The sequence below is a fragment of the Sulfuritalea hydrogenivorans sk43H genome, assembly GCF_000828635.1.
GTDB lineage: Bacteria > Pseudomonadota > Gammaproteobacteria > Burkholderiales > Rhodocyclaceae > Sulfuritalea > Sulfuritalea hydrogenivorans.
This window is the reverse complement of sequence record NZ_AP012547.1, coordinates 2,033,055-2,050,842: the sequence shown is the minus strand read 5'-3', so window position 1 is coordinate 2,050,842 and position 17,788 is coordinate 2,033,055. Positions and strand designations below refer to the sequence as shown.

The following is a 17,788-nucleotide window of genomic DNA, read 5'->3' as shown; positions in this document are numbered from 1 at the left end:
TGGCAACCCGAACACGCTAGAATTCATCCATGGAAAAATGTATCGGCCGCTTTGAAATCCGTCGAGAACTCGGACGCGGCGCTCAAAGCATCGTCTATCTTGGATGGGATCCGCAACTGGAACGCGAAGTGGCGATCAAGACGCTGCATTTCGCGCGCGCCGATGCCAAACGCAATGAAGCCCTGCTGGCCGAGGCGCGCTCTGTCAGCCGCTTGCGACACCCCAATCTGGTGCCGATTTTCGACGCCGGCGAGGAGGATGGCGATCCCTATCTCGTGTTCGAGTTTGTCGATGGCCCGAACCTCGCCGAGCTGATCGCCAGGGAAGGCCGCATCGCTCCCGCGCGTACCGCCGATCTGATGCGCCAGGTGCTCGATGCGCTGGCACTGGCCCATGCGGCGGGGATCATCCACCGCGACCTGAAGCCCTCCAACATCCTGATCGATGCCCAGGGACGCCCGCGTGTAATGGATTTCGGCATCGCCAGGCGCCTCGATGCGATCGATGTCGAAAAAGAACATGTGGGCATTACCGGTACCCTCGGCTATCTCGCGCCCGAGTATGTCGATGGCCGCCAGGTCAGCGAAAAATCAGACGTCTACGCCGCCGGACTGGTCATGATCGAGATGCTGTCCGGTACACCGTGGGTAAAGGGCGGCACGTCGGTCAGCATGATTCATCAAATACTGAGCCAGCCGGTGACGCTGCCCGCCGATGTCAGCATCGACAATCAACTGGCCGGCATCGTTCTGAAGGCCTGCGCGCGCGATCCGGCCTTGCGCACGGACAGCGCGGCGCAGATGAAGTCGCAGCTTGACGATTACCTTGGCGCCGCCGCCACGCCCATCGACACGACCGAGACAGAGGCTTCGGCCGAGGCCCGAAAGCGCGACACGCTGAACTTCCTGATCCGCCGCATGAAACACAAAACGGACTTTCCGGCGCTCTCGGATTCGGTGTCGGCGATCAACCGGCTGACGCGCTCCGACAAGGAGAGCATCAACAGGCTTTCCAATACCATTCTCAAGGACTACGGCCTGACCAACAAGATTCTGCGCCTGGTGAACTCGGTGCATTACCGGCGCTCGGGCGGCGGCACCATCAGCACCATTTCGCGCGCCGTGATCGTGCTGGGTTTCGATGCCTTGCGCAACATCGCCATTACGGTGCTGCTGTTCGAGCACATGCAGGACAAGGGCAGCGCGCGCGAACTGAAGGAAGCCTTCTTGCGCGCCAATCTGGCGGGCTGCCTGGCGCGGGATGCCGCCAGGGAATTCATGGCGCGGGATGCGGAAGAAGCCTATGTCTGCGCCTTGTTTCATAGCGTTGGCCAGCTTCTGGCGCAGTTTTATTTTCCGGAAGAAGTGGCCGAAGTTCGAAAAGTCATGCTGCAAAAGAACTGCACCGACGAAATCGCCTCGACCCAGATTTTCGGCCTGTCATTCTCGGAACTGGGACTTGGCATTGCACGTCACTGGGGCTTTCCGCAGGGGATCATCAACAGCCTGCGGCCCTTGCCGGAGGGATTGGTCAAAAAGCCCACGACACATGACGAGACGCTGCGGGTTGTGGCCGGTTTCGCCAACGAAATCTGTGCCTCGATCGCATCGGTACCGAAGGAGCAGAGAACCCAGGCGACGAATGCGGCGCGTCAGCGTTTCAATGCCGCCATGTCCTTTTCCGACAGCCAGTTGCAGAACGTGCTGGAAAAGTCGTTTGCGGAACTCAAGGAACTGGCAGCCGTTCTCCATGTGAATCTGACGCAAAGCCCTTTTGTTCGCCATGTCAAGGAGTGGACCGGAGCACGCCAGGAAACGCCACCCGCGGCAGAAGAAGCGGCGACCGCATCGGCGCTGGAACTGACCGTGCTCGGCGACCCGGAGTTGCGCGATCAGAGCGAAACCGGCGAGGTGAATGCCGAGGGCGTTCCCGATGCGGCACAGGATATTCTCGCGGCCGGAATCCAGGACATCAGCAACTCGCTGGTGGACGATTTTTCATTGAATGACGTGCTGCGCATTACGCTGGAGACCATGTATCGGGCGATGGGATTCGAGCGCGTGCTGCTGTGCCTCAGGGAACCCAAGACCGCCAGCATGGTGGGGCGTTTCGGCTTTGGCGCCGACACCAGCGAGGTGGCGCGAAAATTCCGCTTTCCGCTGGAGGACGCGCCAAACGTGTTTCAACTGGCGATCAGCAAGGGAGTGGACATCATCATCACCGATATCGATGATCCCAAGATTGCCGGCAAGATTCCCGACTGGTATCGCAAGACCGTGATCGCCAAAACCTTCGTTCTGCTGCCGCTGCTGATCAAGGGCAAGGCAGTCGGGCTGATCTACTGCGATCGCGACAGGGCTGGCGGCATCGTCATCCCCGAAAAGGAATTGTCGCTGATGAAGACCCTGCGCAACCAGGCGCTTCTGGCCATCAAGCAATCCATGTAGCATCCGTCTGGATCAGCCGGCGATGTATTGCTCCAGTTGCTGGATCAGGAATGCCTGTTCCGAGATGGTTTCCTTGACCAGATCGCCGATGGACACCATGCCCATCAGTTTCTGATTGCCATCGAGCACCGGCAGATGACGGATGCGCTTGTCGGTCATCAGCGCCATGGCCTGGTCGGTAGTCTGTTCGGGACGCGCATAGAGCACTTTCTCGGTCATGATCTCGCGCACCAGGATCTCCCTGGACGATTTTCCGAGAAGGATGACCTTGCGGGCGTAGTCGCGTTCGCTGAAGATGCCGGCAAGGCGTTCGCCCTCAATGGCCAGCACGGCGCCGATGTCATGCTTGGCCATCAGTTCCAGGGCAGAAAACACGGAGTCATCCGGCGACACGGCAATCGGGGTGCGCGGACGCTGGTCAAGCAGCTGTTTCAAGGTCTTCATGGTGACTCCTCCTGTGGATTGTCAGGCCCGCCGTTTCAGGCCGGTACTACGCGGTTCTTGCCTGCCCGTTTGGCCAGGTACATGGCTTCATCGGCGCGCTTCAGGGCATCGTAGGGCGTCTCTTCGTCTTGCAGCTCCGCGACGCCACAACTGAAGGTGATGAGTACTTTATCGTTATTGCTCAGGAAGAAGCGGCGCGTGAGCTCGCGCTGGACGCGGACCATGGCGCTCACGGCGTCGCCGATTGGCGTGTTGGGCAGCAGAATGACGAATTCCTCGCCACCGTAGCGGGCCAGCGTGTCCTGGGGCCGGATGGTCTCGCGCGCGACCTGCGAAAGATGCACCAGCGCGGCGTCGCCCACGGCATGGCCGAGGCTGTCGTTGAGCTTCTTGAAGTTGTCGATGTCGAGCATCGCCAGGCTCAGCGATCCTCCCTGGCGGCGCAGGCGGGCGACTTCGCTTTCCAGGGCTTCGTCCATGCCCTTGCGATTGAGCGCGCCGGTCAAGGCATCGTGACGAACCAGGTCGCTGGCATGCGCCAGTTCATTCTGGAGTCGGGTCACTTCGCGCTCGGCCTCGCTGACACGGGTGCGCATGACGCTCAGTTCGTCGCGCGAGCGCGCGGCATTGAGTTGAACGACCCGTGTCTCGCGCATGACTTCATCGAGTACGTCGGACAGCTCGGAGATGTCGTTGGCCTTGCTGATGCGTTGCGCGCAGTTTTCGATCTTGTCGTGATAGCCGCTGGTGGTTTCGGAAAAATCCGACAGGCGGTCGACGAACGTGGCCAGCATCAGCTTGAGCCTGTCCTTGGCGTCGTTCAGGCTCTTCTTGAGAGAGCTCTGCTTGATGATGACATCTTTCATCCGGCGCTCGACATCGTCCAGCCGGCGCAGGGTCAGCGGCTCGTTGATGAGTTCGCGCACGACGCTGATCTGGCCCGTCAGCCATTGGTCATCAACCACCAGCTCGCTGATGTTTTCGATAATGAGATGCACCAGTTGCAGCAGGGCGGATTTGAGTTCAGCCTGGTCTTCCGCAACGTACTGGGCGCGATAGCCGAGCTTCTTCAGGCGCTCGGCGAGCCGACCGAGCTCCTCTTCATTGCGCGCCGCCCGCACCGCCGCCGCGATTTCGCTCGACTCGCGCGCCAGTTCCGGATTCTCGGCCAGCACGATGGACAAGGTGTTGTTGAGCAGTTGGGCAATCAGCTCCTGGAGTTCGCCAATGCCGCCACGAGATGCCGGCTGATCCCGTCCGGAACCCGCCGCCAGCGGCCTGCCACCGGACCCCGTCGCTGGGGCGGGAGACGACAGGGATGATTCGGGCGCCACGGCGGACACCAGTTCGGTGCTGTCGCCGATTGGCGTATGCGCCCAGGACCGGACCGCCGACTGCAAACGGGAATACAGCAGTTCGGGGGAATTGGAAACCGACAGCACATGCTCCACGGTCTCTTTCTTCTTGGTCGTCGTCAATCCCGCGTGATGGGTGTCGAGTTGCTGCACCAGTTCGTGAATCAGCGAGGACCAGGCAAGCGGCTCGGCACCGGGCTTGGCCAGCAGGTCGGTCAGTGCCATGCCGACTCCATCCCAGTTGGCGCCGGCAATGGCGGTTTCGAGCTGCCTGGCAAAACGGATCTGTTCCGCGGTGTCGCGCGGCAACGCAGCGTGCAGGGCCTTCAGCGAGCGCTCCGGAAAGGGTTCCGCGATTTTCGAACCGGTGATTTCGTGATAAATCGCCCGATAATTGTCGGGTGTCGGCGGCGTCTTGGTCGTCGCCAGGCGGCGCAGTGTTTCGCGGGCGATCTCGAATGGCTGGCTGGGTTTGGACATGTCTCGTTACTCCACCAACCCGTGTTCGAGCCCGTAACGGATCAGCTCTGCCGTGCTTTTGAGGCCCATTTTTTCGAGCAGGCGGGCGCGATAGGTGCTGACGGTGGCAACACCGAGGTTCAGTTTTTCGGCGATCTGCGTCAGCGTATTGCCGGTGGAGATAAGCACCAGCACCTGATACTCGCGATCGGTGATCCGTTCGTGCGGCGATTTCTCGGTATTCTCCGAAATCGCTTCCGCCAGCTGCTGGGCAACGGCCGGGCTCAGATATTTCTTGCCCGAGGCAACCTGGCGAATGGCGGTGACCAGTTGTTCCGGCGCGCTCTGCTTGGTGAGGTAACCCGAGGCGCCGGCTTTCAGGGCGCGCACCGCGTATTGCTCCTCGGGATGCATGCTGAGAATCAGCACCGGCAGGCGAGGAAACTCCTTCTTCAGTTGTTTCAGGGTGTCGATGCCGTTCCGGTTGGGCATCGAGACGTCGAGCAGGAACACATCCCACGGCTGCTGTCGCGCAAGCTGCAGGGCTTCGGCGCCGTCATCCGCTTCTCCGGTGACGAGCAGGTCTTCGGTGTCCGAAAGGATCTGTTTGAGACCCTGCCGCACAATGGCGTGGTCATCGGCAATGAGAACGTGGATCTTGTCGGCCATGGTCAGAACAGGTTACGTTGCAATTCTTCTTCGCTGGGTGGTTCTACACCGGGTTTTTCCGGCACGCGCAGGACAATGTGAGTGCCGGCGTGTTCCGCCGGGCCGATGGAAAACTCTCCGGAAAGACTCAATACCCGCTCCCGAATGCCACGCAGACCAAAGGACTTCGGCTTCTGCATGTCCGCTTCGGAAATCCCGCGGCCGTTGTCCCTGATTTCGAGCAGGATGTTACCGCGTTCGCGCCGCAAACGCATGACAACCAGCGATGCATGCGCGTGTTTGGCGACATTGGTCAGCGCCTCCTGGGCAATGCGGAACAGCGCCAGCGAGGTCTCGGGCTCCGGTTCGATGGCGTCTTCGTCGCACTGGACCCGGCACGGAATGCCGAAACGCTGCGTAAAGTCCTCCGCCTGGCATTCGATGGCAGCGGGCAGGCCGAACTCCTTGAGGATGCCGGGACGCAACTCGCGGGCAACGCGGCTGGCGGTGCTCATCGCCTGGTCAAGCAAACTCTCGATCGAATGGGCCTTCTCGCGCAAACGACCGGCGCCTTCCGGCAGCTTACTGGCGAGCTGGGCTGCCTCGATTTTCAGAAAGACCAGAATCGAGCCGAGTTCGTCGTGGATGTCGCGCGAAATGCGTTCCCGCTCTTCTTCCTTGACGGCTTCGAGGTGGGTTGAAAGCTCGGCGAGTTGCTGTCGCGAGCCGCGCAACTCTGCTTCGCTTTCCTTGCTGTCGGTGATATTGGTGGCAATCCCGCGCCATTCGACGACGCCGGAATCGAAGCGGTGGGGCGTGGAACGCAGGTTGATCCATTTCTGCCGGGTGCGGCCGCGGGTATGGCCTTCCCAGTTGAGCAGGGTGCCCTTGGCCGCGGATTCGCGCAGGGCATTTTCAAGGCTCTTGCGCTTGTCCGCATCAAAGGCTTCGAACAGCCTGCCGGCCGATGCGAGAAGATCCTGCTGCTTGAAACCGAAAAGTTTCTGGCAGCCTTCACTGACGAACAGAAACCGGAATTCGCCTTCGGCATCGCGACGCAGGTGGAACAGCATGCCCGGCAGGTTGGATGCCAGCGCATCGAAACGCGCCTGGCTCTCGTTGAGCATTTCCAGTGCGGCGCGGTGGTCGGCACGATGCCTGGCTTCACGCACTTCGCGTTCGACGGCCGGGATCAGGCGTTCCAGGCGGTCCGCGTCGATCACGTCGCGCGCGCCGGCCTTCATTGCCCGTTGCGTGCCGCGTTCGTCATTGGGGCCGGCGACAAGAATCAGGGGCAAGTCAAAGCCGGATTCATCGATCTGCCTGACCGCGGCCTGCACCGAGAGCGAGGAAACGCCGGGGATATACAGGACGGCATCCCAGGGCTGGTCGCGCAGTGCGGTGCGCAAGCCGGCCGGCGTGCCGATGCGCTGGAATTCACAGGCTTTGTCTTCCTCGGCAAAGACCGGACGCAGATGCGCCGCAAGCTCATCGGAGGCTGCGATGACGAGCAGGTGCAAAGGCTGGCGAGGAGACGAACTGGCGACCATGTGCGAAGTCGAAAGCGGTGAGAACGAAGTTTATAGCAGCGGATCGCCTCCGCTATAATTCGATTCGAGCCGGCATAGCTCAGTTGGTAGAGCAACCGCCTTGTAAGCGGTAGGTCGTCAGTTCGATTCCGACTGCCGGCACCAGTGGCACCAAGGCCCCCAGCGATGGGGGCCTTTTTTTCGCCGGACACGGCTTGCACGCTTGCTTTCGGGTCCTGCCCGCCGTGTCGCCAGCGCCGACTTTCGACCCGGCTTCACGCCTTGCATAATGCAACGCGGCACCATCCGTAGCGGCGGAATGGCGGTAGTATTTGCCTTGCCGGTGGCTTTCGTGCAGCCAGCCGGGCTGAATCAAAACCGATATCGACTGATCTGGAGAACACTCATGTTCACGCTTGTGAAGGCGGTTCGATCCGTCCTGAAATGTGCCCTGATGGTTGCGTGCGCGTTGCCGCTCGCCGCCAACGCGGCGGCGCCCGTAGCGCCGGCAAAGCAGAAGCCTTATCAACCCGCTGTCCAGAACGAGGTGACTGTTGTCTATCAATATCGCACCAGAATCCTGGCGAAGCCGGAGTGTCAGCGTTTTGCCACCGAAGCCGACGCAGCGTTTCTTGACGACAAACTGACTGGCGAAGCCAAGGTGGTCCTGCTCAAACGAATCGGGGCCGAAGCCGGGGCAAAGGCTTGCCTGGCACCTTGACCGGGTTTTCAGGGCTCTGTCGATGAAAGCAAAAGGCCGCCAGCTCTCGCTGGCGGCCTTTTGCCTGAAACGACTAAATGGTGGAGGCGGCGGGAATTGAACCCGCGTCCATAAGCGCGCCACAGGCAGTTCTACATACTTAGCCGCGTCATTTGATTTAACCCGCGCCCCGCCGACGGACAGGCTGGTTACAGGCGATTCGCTGGGTTTTCGAACCATGCATCGCGACACTGCATGGCCTTATCTCACGTAAATGATTCCGATGCAGCTTGCGCTGCCTGGCCCGTGAGAAAGCCAGTTCGGAAGCCAGCCGCAATTAAGCGGCTAGAGCGTAACGCTCGTCGTTGGCAGTTAGTGCTTTCCAGATGGATTTACGAGGTACCCGGATCCTCGGTATGCCCTGCATGCTTTGTCACCCATGTCGAAGCCATGTCGCCCCCTGGGATCGTGCAGATCAAATGGAGCCCGATCTGCGGATTGCAAGTGCGATTCTATCGGTTTGCCGCCGCGATGCCGAGAATATCTTGCGGCGACGCGGCAATGGCATCGGCCCCCCATGCCGCCGGAGGCTTGCCGTCCCCCAGATAACCCCAGGCAGCGACCACGGTCCTCATGCCGACTGCGCGGCCGGAGATGACATCCCGCTCATCGTCACCGACGTAGATGCAATCTGCCGCCGCGATCCCGATCACGGCGCTGGCGAGTTGCATGGGGTGGGCATGGGGCTTGGAGCGCTGGGCGCTGTCGCCGCAGACGATGCAGAGGCTGCGCTGGCGCAAGCCGAGCCCTTCCATCAGGGGAATCGCAAAACGCTGCGACTTGTTGGTGACGATTCCCCAGGGAATGCCCTGCGTTTCGAGTTCGTCGAGGTGCTCGGCCATGCCTTCGAACAGACGCGTGCCGACGCACAGCGCCTCCTGATAAATCGCCAGAAATCGCTGCTGCAGGGCCATGTAAGCAGGATCAGCCGGAGTGATGCCGAGACCGGCGCCGATCATGCCGCGGGCACCGGAAGATACATGGGGCCTCAATTGTTCCATCGGCAACGGACCGCGCCCTTGCTCCAGCAGCAGTTGATTGAGGGCGCCACCCAGATCGGGCGCGGTATCGGCCAGGGTGCCGTCGAGATCGAAAAGTACCGCCTCAGGCATTGCGTCGGGCCCTGAGCAGGTAGTTCGCATCGGTATCGGCACCGATTGAGGCATCGCGCTTCAGCGGGTTGTAGCGCAAGCCGGTGATTTCGAGGACTTCGAGTCCCGCGGCGCGGCACAGGCGCGCGAGTTCGGCCGGCTTGAGGAAGCGCGTGTAATCATGGGTGCCGCGCGGCAGCAGATTGAAGATGTATTCGGCGCCAAGCACCGCAAGCATGTAGGCTTTCGGGTTGCGATTGATGGTGGACAGGAATACCTGGCCACCGGGCTTCACCAGTCGGGCGCAGGCGGCAATGGTGCTGGCCGGATCGGGTACATGCTCCAGCATCTCCAGGCAGGTGACGAGGTCGAAACGGGACGGGGCCTCTTCCGCCATGGCTTCGGCTGAAATCAGGCGATAGTCGATGGCATGCCCGCTCTCAAAGAGGTGCAGGCGGGCGATGCCGAGTGCTTTTTCGGACAGGTCGATTCCGGTGACCTGCGCGCCCAGGGCCGCCATGCCTTCGCTGAGCAACCCGCCGCCACAGCCAATGTCGATTACCTGTTTGCCCTTGAGATTGGCGTGACCGTCAATCCAGGCCACACGGGCCGGATTGATGTCATGCAGGGGACGAAATTCGGAGTTCGGATCCCACCAGCGATGGGCGACTTCCCCGAATTTGTCCAGTTCGCGGGGATCGGCGTTGCTGTTCATGTTCATGGTGGCGTTCCAGATTATCCTCGGATACCGCAGCCGGCAGCAAGCATGATGCACGCTTTGCGTGCCTGGAATTCCCCTTTATGTCCCGCAGGGACGGTATCCCCTGGTGGGACGGGGGCAGGCAAAAAAAAGCCCTGCGGGGCAGGGCTTTTTCCGGAGTCGGACGGTATTACTGAGCCTTGGTACCGATGACTTCGATTTCGACGCGGCGATCGGGTTGCAGGCAATCGATGACCTTCTTGCTCTTCGGGCCCTTGCACTGATCAGGCTTGGTGATCGGCTGCTTTTCGCCCTTGCCTTCGGTGTAGACGCGGTTCGGTTCGATTCCCTTGGAAACCAGATAAGCCTTCACCGACTCGGCGCGCTTCTCGGACAGCTTCTGGTTGTAGGCGTCGGTACCGAAACGGTCGGCGTGGCCGACGGCGATGATGACTTCGAGCTTGATGCCCTTGATGTCGCCGGCAAGCTTGTCCAGCTTGGCCTTGCCTTCAGCACGCAAATCAGCCTTGTTGAAGTCGAACAGCGCGTCAGCGGCCAGCGTCACCTTCTGGGCGGCGGGCTTGGGTGCGGCGGCGGGCGCAGCGGCCACGGCACGGCTCTTGGGGGCGGGTTCGGCCTTCTTCACCAGATCCGGATCGCATTCTTCCACGGCCATGGCCGGGGTCCAGTACCCGGTACGCCAGCACAGGCCGGTACCGCTTTTTACAACGAAACCGCGCTGGTCAATGGCGTAACCGACGGTGCCCTTCATGTCTACGCCCGGCGTCTGGGCGAGAGCGGAAGCGGAAAGCCCGAGCAGAGTGGCGAGCAGCAGAGAATGTTTGGCGCTATTGATCATGTTCCCCCCTTGTTGGGTTTGTTGGGTTTAAGTGTGACAGAGTCAGGCGTTTCATCTTTTCCCTGAGTGCGGCATCGCTTCAGGACGTCAGGCGAGTATGCCACAAACCTGTGATGTCAAGCAATTCTGAAATGCCGATTTGCACCGGAACGCCTGCGCTCATTACCAGTTTGCCGTTGACCCAGGTATGCGTGACCTGTTCGCGCCCGGCAACGTAGACAAGGTGGGAAGCCGGATCAAAGCACGGCTGAAGCAGCCACTCATCGAGACGAACCGCGCAGAGATCGGCGGCCTTGCCGGGTAGCAGGGAGCCGATGCGTTCGTCCAGTCCGAGCGCGCGGGCGCCGCCCAGCGTGGCCGCATGGAGGCTTGCATGCGCATCCAGCGACTCGGCATTCTGACTGGCACCCTTGGCCAGAAGCGCGGCATGACGCATCTCCTGAAACAGGTCGAGGCGGTTGTTCGAGGCTGCTCCATCGGTTCCCAGACCGAAATTCAGGCCACGCGATTGCATCGCCGAGACGGGGGCAATGCCGCTGCCGAGTTTCAGGTTGGAGGTCGGGCAATGCGCGACATGGCAGCCTTCATGAGCAAGCAGATCGATTTCGCCAGCGTCCAGATGCACGCCATGCGCCGCGATCAACTGCGGCCCGAGCAGGCCGAGTCGGCGCATGCGTTCAACGGGACGCACGCCATGCTGCTTGAGGCTTTCCTCGATTTCGTGGGCGGTTTCATGCAGGTGCACATGAACGGGAATTTCCAGTTGTGCCGCGAGGGTGGCGATCTTGTCGAAGGTCTTGTCCGCGACGGTATAGGGCGCGTGCGGCGCGAGGCAGAAACTCAGCAGCGGGTCGTCGCTCAATGCGTCGCGGGCCGCCAGGCCCCTGGCCAGATAATCGTCGGCGTCCGCGGCATAGCCGGTGGGGAATTCGATCACGACAATGCCAAGCACGGCGCGCATTCCAACTCGTCGGGCGGCTTCGGCGGCGGCGTCCGGAAAGAAGTACATGTCGTTGAAGGTGGTAATCCCGCCACGCAGCATTTCGGCGCAGGCGAGGAGGGTGCCGGCACGGACAAAATCCGGCCCGGCATGGCGCGCTTCGGCGGGCCAGATGCGCTCGGACAGCCAGCGCATCAGCGGCAGGTCGTCTGCGTAGCCGCGCAAAAGGCTCATGGCGGCATGCGTGTGCAGGTTGATCAGGCCCGGCAGCACGACCTGGCCGGGCAATTCGACCGTCCGTCGCGGCCGGAAGCGCTGCATGGCTTCTTCATGGGGCAGCAGGGCAAGGATATTTCCGTCGTTCACCGCCAGTGCATGTCCGGACAGCGTGGTTCCGGCGGGTTCGATGGGAATGATCCACTCCGGACGGATCAGGAGGTCGATTTCGGCGGACATTGCGCCCGGAGCAGAGGGTGAATTCATGTCCTGATTCAACCAGATTTGGCGGTCGGGGACAACCCGCCGGGGGTACCCGCGCATGCTAAAATCGTCCGCTTTTACGCCATCGCCCGCCGCAAGTCGGCTGACGCAAGCCTACATGACATCGTTCGCCAAAGAAACCCTGCCGATCAGCCTCGAAGAGGAGATGCGTCACTCTTATCTCGATTACGCCATGAGCGTGATCGTCGGGCGGGCACTGCCGGACGTGCGGGATGGTTTGAAACCGGTGCATCGCCGCGTACTGTTCGCCATGCACGAGCTTTCCAACGACTGGAACAAGGCCTACAAGAAGTCCGCGCGCATCGTCGGCGACGTCATCGGCAAGTACCATCCGCACGGCGACACTGCGGTATACGACACCATCGTGCGCATGGCGCAGGATTTTTCGCTGCGCTACATGCTGGTCGATGGCCAGGGCAACTTCGGCTCGGTCGACGGCGACAATGCGGCGGCCATGCGCTACACGGAAGTGCGCATGGCGCGCATCGGCCATGAACTGCTGATCGACATCGACAAGGAAACCGTCGATTTCGGCCCGAACTACGATGGCTCGGAGCAGGAACCGCTGATCCTCCCGGCGCGCATCCCGAATCTGCTGATCAACGGGTCGTCCGGCATTGCCGTCGGCATGGCGACCAACATCCCGCCGCACAACCTCAACGAGGTGGTGGATGCCTGCCTGGCCCTGCTCGGCAACCCGGCAACCACCATCGACGAACTGATCAATATCATTCCGGCGCCGGATTTCCCCACCGCCGGACTGATCTATGGCGTTTCCGGCGTGCGCGACGGCTACCTGACCGGCCGCGGCCGCGTGGTGATGCGCGCGCGTACCCATATCGAGGACCTGTCGCGCAGCGGGCGCCAGGCCATCGTGGTCGATGAATTGCCCTACCAGGTCAACAAGAAGACCTTGCAGGAAAAGATCGCCGAACTGGTCAACGAGAAGAAGATCGACGGCATCGCCCACATCCAGGACGAATCCGACAAATCCGGCATGCGCCTGGTGATCGAACTGAAGAAGGGCCAGGTGCCCGAGGTGGTGCTGAACCACCTCTACAAACAGACGCAGTTGCAGGACACCTTCGGCATGAACATGGTGGCCCTGGTTGATGGCCGTCCGCGCCTGCTCAACCTGAAGGACATGCTGCAGTGTTTCCTCGCCCACCGGCGCGAAGTGATTACGCGGCGTACGGTGTTCGAACTGCGCAAGGCGCGCGAGCGCGGCCACATCCTCGAAGGCCTCGCCGTCGCCTTGTCCAACGTCGATGAAATCATTGCCCTGATCAAGGCGGCGCAGACGCCGGCGGAAGCCAAGCGCGGCCTGATGGCACGCACCTGGCGCTCGACGCTGGTGGAAGGCATGCTTGCCCGCGCCGCGGCGGAATCTTCGCGTCCCGATGGCCTCGGCCCCGAGTTCGGTCTGTCGGCACAAGGCTACCTGCTGTCCGATGCCCAGGCCCAGGCGATTCTCGAACTGCGCCTGCAACGCCTGACCGGACTGGAGCAGGACAAGATCGTCGCCGAGTACAAGGAGGTGATGGATCAGATCGCCGACCTGCTGGACATCCTGGCCCGCCCCGAGCGCATCACGACCATCATCGGCGACGAACTGGCGGCAGTGAAGGCGCAGTTCGGCGATGCGCGACGTTCGGAAATCGTGCTCAGCACCGCCGACATCAATCTGGAAGACCTGATCGTCCGTGAAGACATGGTGGTTACCCTGTCGCATACCGGCTATATCAAGCGCCAGCCCTTGACCGACTATCGTTCCCAGCGTCGCGGCGGTCGCGGCAAGCAGGCCGCGGCGATCAAGGAAGACGATTTCGTCGATCGCCTGTTTATTGCCAACACCCACGACTACATCCTGTGCTTTTCCAGCCGTGGCCGGGTGTACTGGCTCAAGGTCTATGAAGCGCCGGAAGGCACGCGCAACTCGCGCGGCAAGCCGATCGTCAATCTCTTCCCGCTCGAGGAAGGCGAAAAGATCACCGCCATCCTGCCGGTCAAGGAGTTCGACGAGGAGCATTTCGTCTTCATGGCCACGGCCATGGGCACGGTGAAAAAAACGCCGCTGACCAGCTTCGCCAATCCGCGCAAGGCCGGCATCATCGCCGTCGGCCTGGACGAGGGCGACCACCTGATCGGCGTGGCGATTACCAATGGCCAGTGCGACGTCATGCTGTTTTCGGACTCGGGCAAGGCCGTGCGCTTCGCCGAGGACGATGTGCGCCCGATGGGCCGCGAAGCGCGCGGCGTGCGCGGCATGATGCTGGAAGACGAGCAGAAGGTGATTTCCATGCTGGTGGCGGACAGCGAAAACTATTCCGTCCTCACCGCAACCGAGAACGGCTTCGGCAAACGCACCCCGATTGCCGAATACACCCGCCACGGCCGCGGCACCAAGGGCATGATCGCGATCCAGACCTCGGAGCGCAATGGCAAGGTAGTGGCCGCCGTCTTGACCGAACCGGGCGAAACCCGCGAAGAGATCATGCTGATCTCGACCGGCGGCGTGCTGATTCGCACCCGGGTCACCGACATTCGCGTCATGAGTCGTTCGACCCAGGGCGTGACGCTGATCAACCTCGATGACGGCACCCATCTGGCCGGCGTCGAGAAAGTGATTGAAACCGACGAATCCGACGAATCCGAAGAACCCGTTAACGAGGAGTAGTGATCATGGCACGCATATTCAATTTCAGCGCCGGGCCCGCAGCGCTGCCCGAAGCCGTTCTCCAGCAGGCGGCCGACGAGATGCTCGACTGGCACGGCAGCGGCACCTCGGTCATGGAAATGAGCCATCGCGGCAAGGAATTCATGGGCATCGCCGCGCAGGCGGAAGCCGACCTGCGCGAATTGATGGCCATCCCCGCCAATTACAAGGTGCTGTTCCTGCAGGGCGGCGCCTCGGCTCAGTTCGAGATGATCCCGATCAACCTGTTGCGCGGCAAGGGGGCCGCCGACTACGTTCATACCGGCGAATGGGCGAAGAAGGCGATCAAGGCAGCCAAGGCCTTTGGCAACGTCAATGTCGTCGCCAGCGCCGAGGACAAGGCCTTCACCTACGCGCCGGCGCAAGCGAGCTGGAAGCTCGACAAGAACGCTGCCTATGTTCATTACACGGCCAACGAAACCATCGGCGGCGTCGAATTCCACTGGACGCCGGATACCGGAGATGTGCCGCTGGTCTGCGACATGTCCTCGAACATCCTGTCAAAGCCGGTTGATGTCAGCAAATTCGGCCTGATCTACGCCGGCGCGCAGAAGAACATCGGACCAGCCGGCCTCACCATCGTCATCATCCGCGACGACCTCGTCGGCCATGCGCAGCCGACGCCGCCCGCGATGCTCGACTACAAGACCCATGTCGACGCCGAGTCGATGTACAACACGCCGCCGACTTATGCCATCTACATCGCCGGACTGGTGTTCCAGTGGCTGAAGAAGAACGGTGGCGTTGCCGCCATGGAACGGCAGAACATCGCCAAGGCCAACCTGCTCTATGACTATCTCGCGACCACGGATTTCTACCGCAACCCGGTGCGCAAGGAGGATCGTTCGCGCATGAACGTGCCCTTCACGCTCAAGGATGCCGCGCTCGACGAGGAGTTCCTCAAGGGCGCCAAATCCAGGGGCATGGCCCAGCTCAAGGGTCACCGGTCGGTGGGCGGCATGCGCGCCTCGATCTACAACGCCATGCCGGTCGCCGGCGTCGAGGCGCTGGTGGCCTACATGAAAGAGTTCGCGGCGCAGAAAGGTTGAGATCATGGTCGACCAAGCCCTGACTCAGTTTCAAGTCCTCGTCCTCAACAACGTCTCGCAGAACGGCCTGAAGCGGATGCCCGCCGAGCGTTTCGCCTGTGCCAAGGACGTGGCGAAACCCGACGCGATTCTGCTGCGTTCGGCTGATCTTCACAGCGTCGAAATAGCGAAGTCGGTATTGGCGATCGGCCGTGCCGGCTCCGGCACCAACAACATTCCGGTGGCCGAAATGTCAAAGCGCGGCGTGCCGGTATTCAACGCTCCCGGCGCCAATGCCAACGCGGTCAAGGAGCTGGTGCTGGCCGGCATGCTGCTCGCGGCACGCAACATCGGTGGCGCGATGAAATTCGTCGCCGCGCTGGATCCGAGTGACGCCGAGATGGAGAAGAAGGTCGAAGGCGGCAAGAAGACCTACGCCGGCTACGAGATTTCCGGCCACACGCTGGGCGTGGTGGGCCTGGGCAAGATCGGCTGCCTGGTCGCCGACGCCGCGATCAAGCTGGGCATGAATGTCATCGGCTACGATCCGGAAATTACCGTCGATGCGGCCTGGAGCCTGCCTTCGCAGGTGAAGAAGGCCAATTCCCTGGGCGACGTGCTCAGGCATTCGAACTTCGTCACCTTGCACGTGCCGCTGGTCGACGCCACGCGCAAGATGATCAATGCCGAAAGCATCGAGCAGATGAAGCATGGCGCCGTGCTGCTGAATTTTTCGCGCGAGGGCGTGGCCGACGAAGCGGCGGTGCTGGCGGCCCTCGATGCCAGGAGACTGGGTTGCTACGTATGCGACTTTCCCAGCGCGCGGGTCAACAGCCATCCCCACGTCATCGCGCTGCCGCATCTGGGCGCCTCCACGCGCGAAGCCGAGGAAAACTGCGCGATCATGGTCGCCGACCAGGTGCGCGACTACCTGCTCGACGGCAACATCGTCAACTCGGTGAATTTCCCCGGAGTGGCGATGCCGCGCGAATCGGCCTTCCGCATTGCGATCGCCAACGCCAACGTGCCGAACATGGTCGGCCAGATATCGACCGCCATGGCCGACGCCAGGCTGAACATCCACAACATGATGAACAAGTCGAAAAAGGATGTGGCCTACACGCTGGTGGATGTTGACAGCAAGGTGCCGAAGAAGGTGATCGACCAGATTGCGAAGATCGAAGGCGTGCTTTCGGTCCGCTATCTGCCTGCGGAGAGCTGAGGGTGGCCGACGATTCGCACGAGCTGGGGCAGCTTCGCGACGGAATCGATGCAATCGACGGTGATCTGCTGCGCCTGATCAACGAACGGGCCAAGCTGGCGCGTCGCATCGGTGAAATCAAGCAGGGCAACATCTACCGTCCCGAACGCGAGGCGCAGGTGCTGCGCCGGGTTGCCGAGCGCAATCCCGGCCCGCTTTCCGCCGCCGCCGCCCAGCGCATCGTGCGCGAAGTCATGTCGGCCTGCCTGGCGCTGGAACAGCCGCTGACCATTGCCTATCTGGGTCCGGCCGGCACCTATTCCGAATCGGCCGCGCGCAAACACTTTGGCGGAGCGCCGACACTGCTGCCGTGCCCGGCCATCGACGATGTGTTCCGTGTCATCGAATCCGGCAATGCGCACTATGGCGTGGTACCGATCGAGAACTCGACGGAGGGCGCCATCGGCCGCTCGCTCGACCTGCTGCTGTCGTCGCCGCTGCAGATTTGTGGCGAAATCAATCTGCCGATCCATCACAACTTGATGACCCGCTGCGCCACGTTGGCCGACGTGACTCGCATCTATTCCCACGCCCAGTCGCTGGCGCAATGTCACGAGTGGCTCAACCGCAACCTGCCGCTGGTGCCGCGCGTGCCGGTGGCGAGCAACGCCGAGGCCGCGCGCCTGGCGGCCGGCGAGGCCGGTGCCGCTGCGGTGGCGGGAGATGCGGCGGCGGAACTCTACGCCTTGCCGATCATTGCCGCCAGCATCGAGGACGACCCCAACAACACGACCCGCTTCGTCATCGTCGCCGAACATGACGCAGGAGTTTCCGGCTCGGATCGCACATCGCTGGTCTGCTCGGCGCAGAACCGACCGGGCGCCGTGTATCAGTTGCTGGCGCCGTTTGCCGACAACGGCGTATCCATGAGCCGGCTGGAATCCCGCCCGGCCCGCGGTTTCGGCGGCAGTCGCTGGGAATATGTGTTCTACATCGACATCGAGGGGCATCGCAGCGAGCCGGCAGTCGCCCGTGCGCTGGAAGAACTCCGCCACCGCGCCGGCTTCGTCAAGGAACTGGGCTCCTATCCCAAAGCAGTTTACTGAGACT

Annotated in this window: 14 protein-coding genes, 1 tRNA gene and 1 other RNA gene; 7 read left to right on the top strand and 9 right to left on the bottom strand. The window is 61.9% G+C overall.

The genetic code is table 11. The annotated features are described in order from the left end of the window. Positions 1–29: 29 nt before the first annotated feature. Complete coding sequence (locus tag SUTH_RS09950) at positions 30–2,447, top strand: serine/threonine protein kinase (RefSeq protein WP_041098963.1); 2,418 nt, start codon at positions 30–32, stop codon at positions 2,445–2,447. Between the two features lie 12 nt (positions 2,448–2,459). Here the strand turns inward: SUTH_RS09950 and SUTH_RS09945 are convergent, their stop codons facing one another. Genes SUTH_RS09945 through SUTH_RS09930 form a run of 4 tightly spaced genes read right to left on the bottom strand, consistent with a single transcriptional unit; the run spans position 2,460 to position 6,903 of the window. Beyond that, on the bottom strand, positions 2,460–2,891 hold the full coding sequence (locus SUTH_RS09945) for a CBS domain-containing protein (protein WP_041098961.1): 432 nt from the start codon (positions 2,889–2,891) through the stop codon (positions 2,460–2,462). Positions 2,892–2,926: 35 nt separating this feature from the next. Further along, the gene (locus SUTH_RS09940; RefSeq protein ID WP_041098959.1) at positions 2,927–4,726 is read right to left on the bottom strand and encodes a GGDEF domain-containing protein; all 1,800 of its coding nucleotides are present in this window, start codon (positions 4,724–4,726) and stop codon (positions 2,927–2,929) included. 6 nt (positions 4,727–4,732) lie between these two features. After that, positions 4,733–5,374 carry a response regulator gene (locus SUTH_RS09935; protein ID WP_041098957.1) on the bottom strand — a complete coding sequence of 214 codons (642 nt, stop codon included), beginning with the start codon at positions 5,372–5,374 and terminating at the stop codon, positions 4,733–4,735. A 2-nt stretch (positions 5,375–5,376) separates the two neighbouring features. Next, positions 5,377–6,903: a sensor histidine kinase gene (locus SUTH_RS09930; protein WP_070099340.1), complete on the bottom strand. Its 1,527-nt coding sequence runs from the start codon at positions 6,901–6,903 to the stop codon at positions 5,377–5,379. 68 nt (positions 6,904–6,971) lie between these two features. Here SUTH_RS09930 and SUTH_RS09925 point away from each other — a divergent pair. Both SUTH_RS09925 and SUTH_RS09920 read left to right on the top strand, forming a co-directional pair. After that, a tRNA-Thr gene (locus SUTH_RS09925) sits at positions 6,972–7,047 on the top strand. 124 nt (positions 7,048–7,171) lie between these two features. After that, positions 7,172–7,603: a hypothetical protein gene (locus tag SUTH_RS09920; protein ID WP_041098955.1), complete on the top strand. Its 432-nt coding sequence runs from the start codon at positions 7,172–7,174 to the stop codon at positions 7,601–7,603. Between the two features lie 78 nt (positions 7,604–7,681). Here the strand turns inward: SUTH_RS09920 and ssrA are convergent. The 5 genes from ssrA to SUTH_RS09900 form a co-directional block, all read right to left on the bottom strand. Continuing rightward, positions 7,682–8,043, bottom strand: a transfer-messenger RNA (tmRNA) gene (gene ssrA / locus SUTH_RS18840). A 51-nt stretch (positions 8,044–8,094) separates the two neighbouring features. Next, positions 8,095–8,754, bottom strand: a complete 660-nt coding sequence (locus SUTH_RS09915) for an HAD family hydrolase (RefSeq protein ID WP_041098953.1) — start codon at positions 8,752–8,754, stop codon at positions 8,095–8,097. Then, entirely contained in the window at positions 8,747–9,454 is a 708-nt protein-coding gene (ubiG, locus tag SUTH_RS09910; RefSeq protein WP_197539569.1) for a bifunctional 2-polyprenyl-6-hydroxyphenol methylase/3-demethylubiquinol 3-O-methyltransferase UbiG, read from the bottom strand. Before ubiG ends, SUTH_RS09915 begins: the two co-directional genes overlap by 8 nt. Before the next feature lie 169 nt (positions 9,455–9,623). Further along, positions 9,624–10,292: an OmpA family protein gene (locus SUTH_RS09905; RefSeq protein WP_041098951.1), complete on the bottom strand. Its 669-nt coding sequence runs from the start codon at positions 10,290–10,292 to the stop codon at positions 9,624–9,626. A gap of 79 nt (positions 10,293–10,371) precedes the next feature. Then, the gene (locus SUTH_RS09900; protein ID WP_070099339.1) at positions 10,372–11,688 is read right to left on the bottom strand and encodes a TRZ/ATZ family hydrolase; all 1,317 of its coding nucleotides are present in this window, start codon (positions 11,686–11,688) and stop codon (positions 10,372–10,374) included. Between the two features lie 142 nt (positions 11,689–11,830). On the opposite strand from SUTH_RS09900, the gene gyrA reads away from it, so the two are divergent. Genes gyrA through pheA form a run of 4 tightly spaced genes read left to right on the top strand, consistent with a single transcriptional unit; the run spans position 11,831 to position 17,784 of the window. Next, positions 11,831–14,410 (top strand): DNA gyrase subunit A, encoded by a 2,580-nt coding sequence (gyrA, locus tag SUTH_RS09895; RefSeq protein WP_041098947.1) that lies wholly within the window; start codon positions 11,831–11,833, stop codon positions 14,408–14,410. A gap of 5 nt (positions 14,411–14,415) precedes the next feature. After that, positions 14,416–15,498 (top strand): 3-phosphoserine/phosphohydroxythreonine transaminase, encoded by a 1,083-nt coding sequence (serC, locus tag SUTH_RS09890; RefSeq protein WP_041102150.1) that lies wholly within the window; start codon positions 14,416–14,418, stop codon positions 15,496–15,498. Between the two features lie 4 nt (positions 15,499–15,502). After that, positions 15,503–16,699, top strand: coding sequence for a phosphoglycerate dehydrogenase (locus SUTH_RS09885; protein ID WP_041098945.1), 1,197 nt, complete (start codon positions 15,503–15,505; stop codon positions 16,697–16,699). Between the two features lie 2 nt (positions 16,700–16,701). Next, positions 16,702–17,784, top strand: a complete 1,083-nt coding sequence (pheA, locus tag SUTH_RS09880; protein WP_041098943.1) for a prephenate dehydratase — start codon at positions 16,702–16,704, stop codon at positions 17,782–17,784. Positions 17,785–17,788: the final 4 nt, after the last annotated feature.

Excerpts from the sequence above, each read along its gene's own strand:
- SUTH_RS09950 (WP_041098963.1), top strand. The coding sequence starts at position 30 with ATGGAAAAATGTATCGGCCGCTTTGAAATCCGTCGAGAACTCGGACGC.
- SUTH_RS09945 (WP_041098961.1), bottom strand. The coding sequence starts at position 2,891 with ATGAAGACCTTGAAACAGCTGCTTGACCAGCGTCCGCGCACCCCGATT.
- SUTH_RS09940 (WP_041098959.1), bottom strand. The coding sequence starts at position 4,726 with ATGTCCAAACCCAGCCAGCCATTCGAGATCGCCCGCGAAACACTGCGC.
- SUTH_RS09935 (WP_041098957.1), bottom strand. The coding sequence starts at position 5,374 with ATGGCCGACAAGATCCACGTTCTCATTGCCGATGACCACGCCATTGTG.
- SUTH_RS09930 (WP_070099340.1), bottom strand. The coding sequence starts at position 6,903 with ATGGTCGCCAGTTCGTCTCCTCGCCAGCCTTTGCACCTGCTCGTCATC.
- SUTH_RS09920 (WP_041098955.1), top strand. The coding sequence starts at position 7,172 with ATGCAACGCGGCACCATCCGTAGCGGCGGAATGGCGGTAGTATTTGCC.
- SUTH_RS09915 (WP_041098953.1), bottom strand. The coding sequence starts at position 8,754 with ATGCCTGAGGCGGTACTTTTCGATCTCGACGGCACCCTGGCCGATACC.
- ubiG (WP_197539569.1), bottom strand. The coding sequence starts at position 9,454 with ATGAACATGAACAGCAACGCCGATCCCCGCGAACTGGACAAATTCGGG.
- SUTH_RS09905 (WP_041098951.1), bottom strand. The coding sequence starts at position 10,292 with ATGATCAATAGCGCCAAACATTCTCTGCTGCTCGCCACTCTGCTCGGG.
- SUTH_RS09900 (WP_070099339.1), bottom strand. The coding sequence starts at position 11,688 with ATGTCCGCCGAAATCGACCTCCTGATCCGTCCGGAGTGGATCATTCCC.
- gyrA (WP_041098947.1), top strand. The coding sequence starts at position 11,831 with ATGACATCGTTCGCCAAAGAAACCCTGCCGATCAGCCTCGAAGAGGAG.
- serC (WP_041102150.1), top strand. The coding sequence starts at position 14,416 with ATGGCACGCATATTCAATTTCAGCGCCGGGCCCGCAGCGCTGCCCGAA.
- SUTH_RS09885 (WP_041098945.1), top strand. The coding sequence starts at position 15,503 with ATGGTCGACCAAGCCCTGACTCAGTTTCAAGTCCTCGTCCTCAACAAC.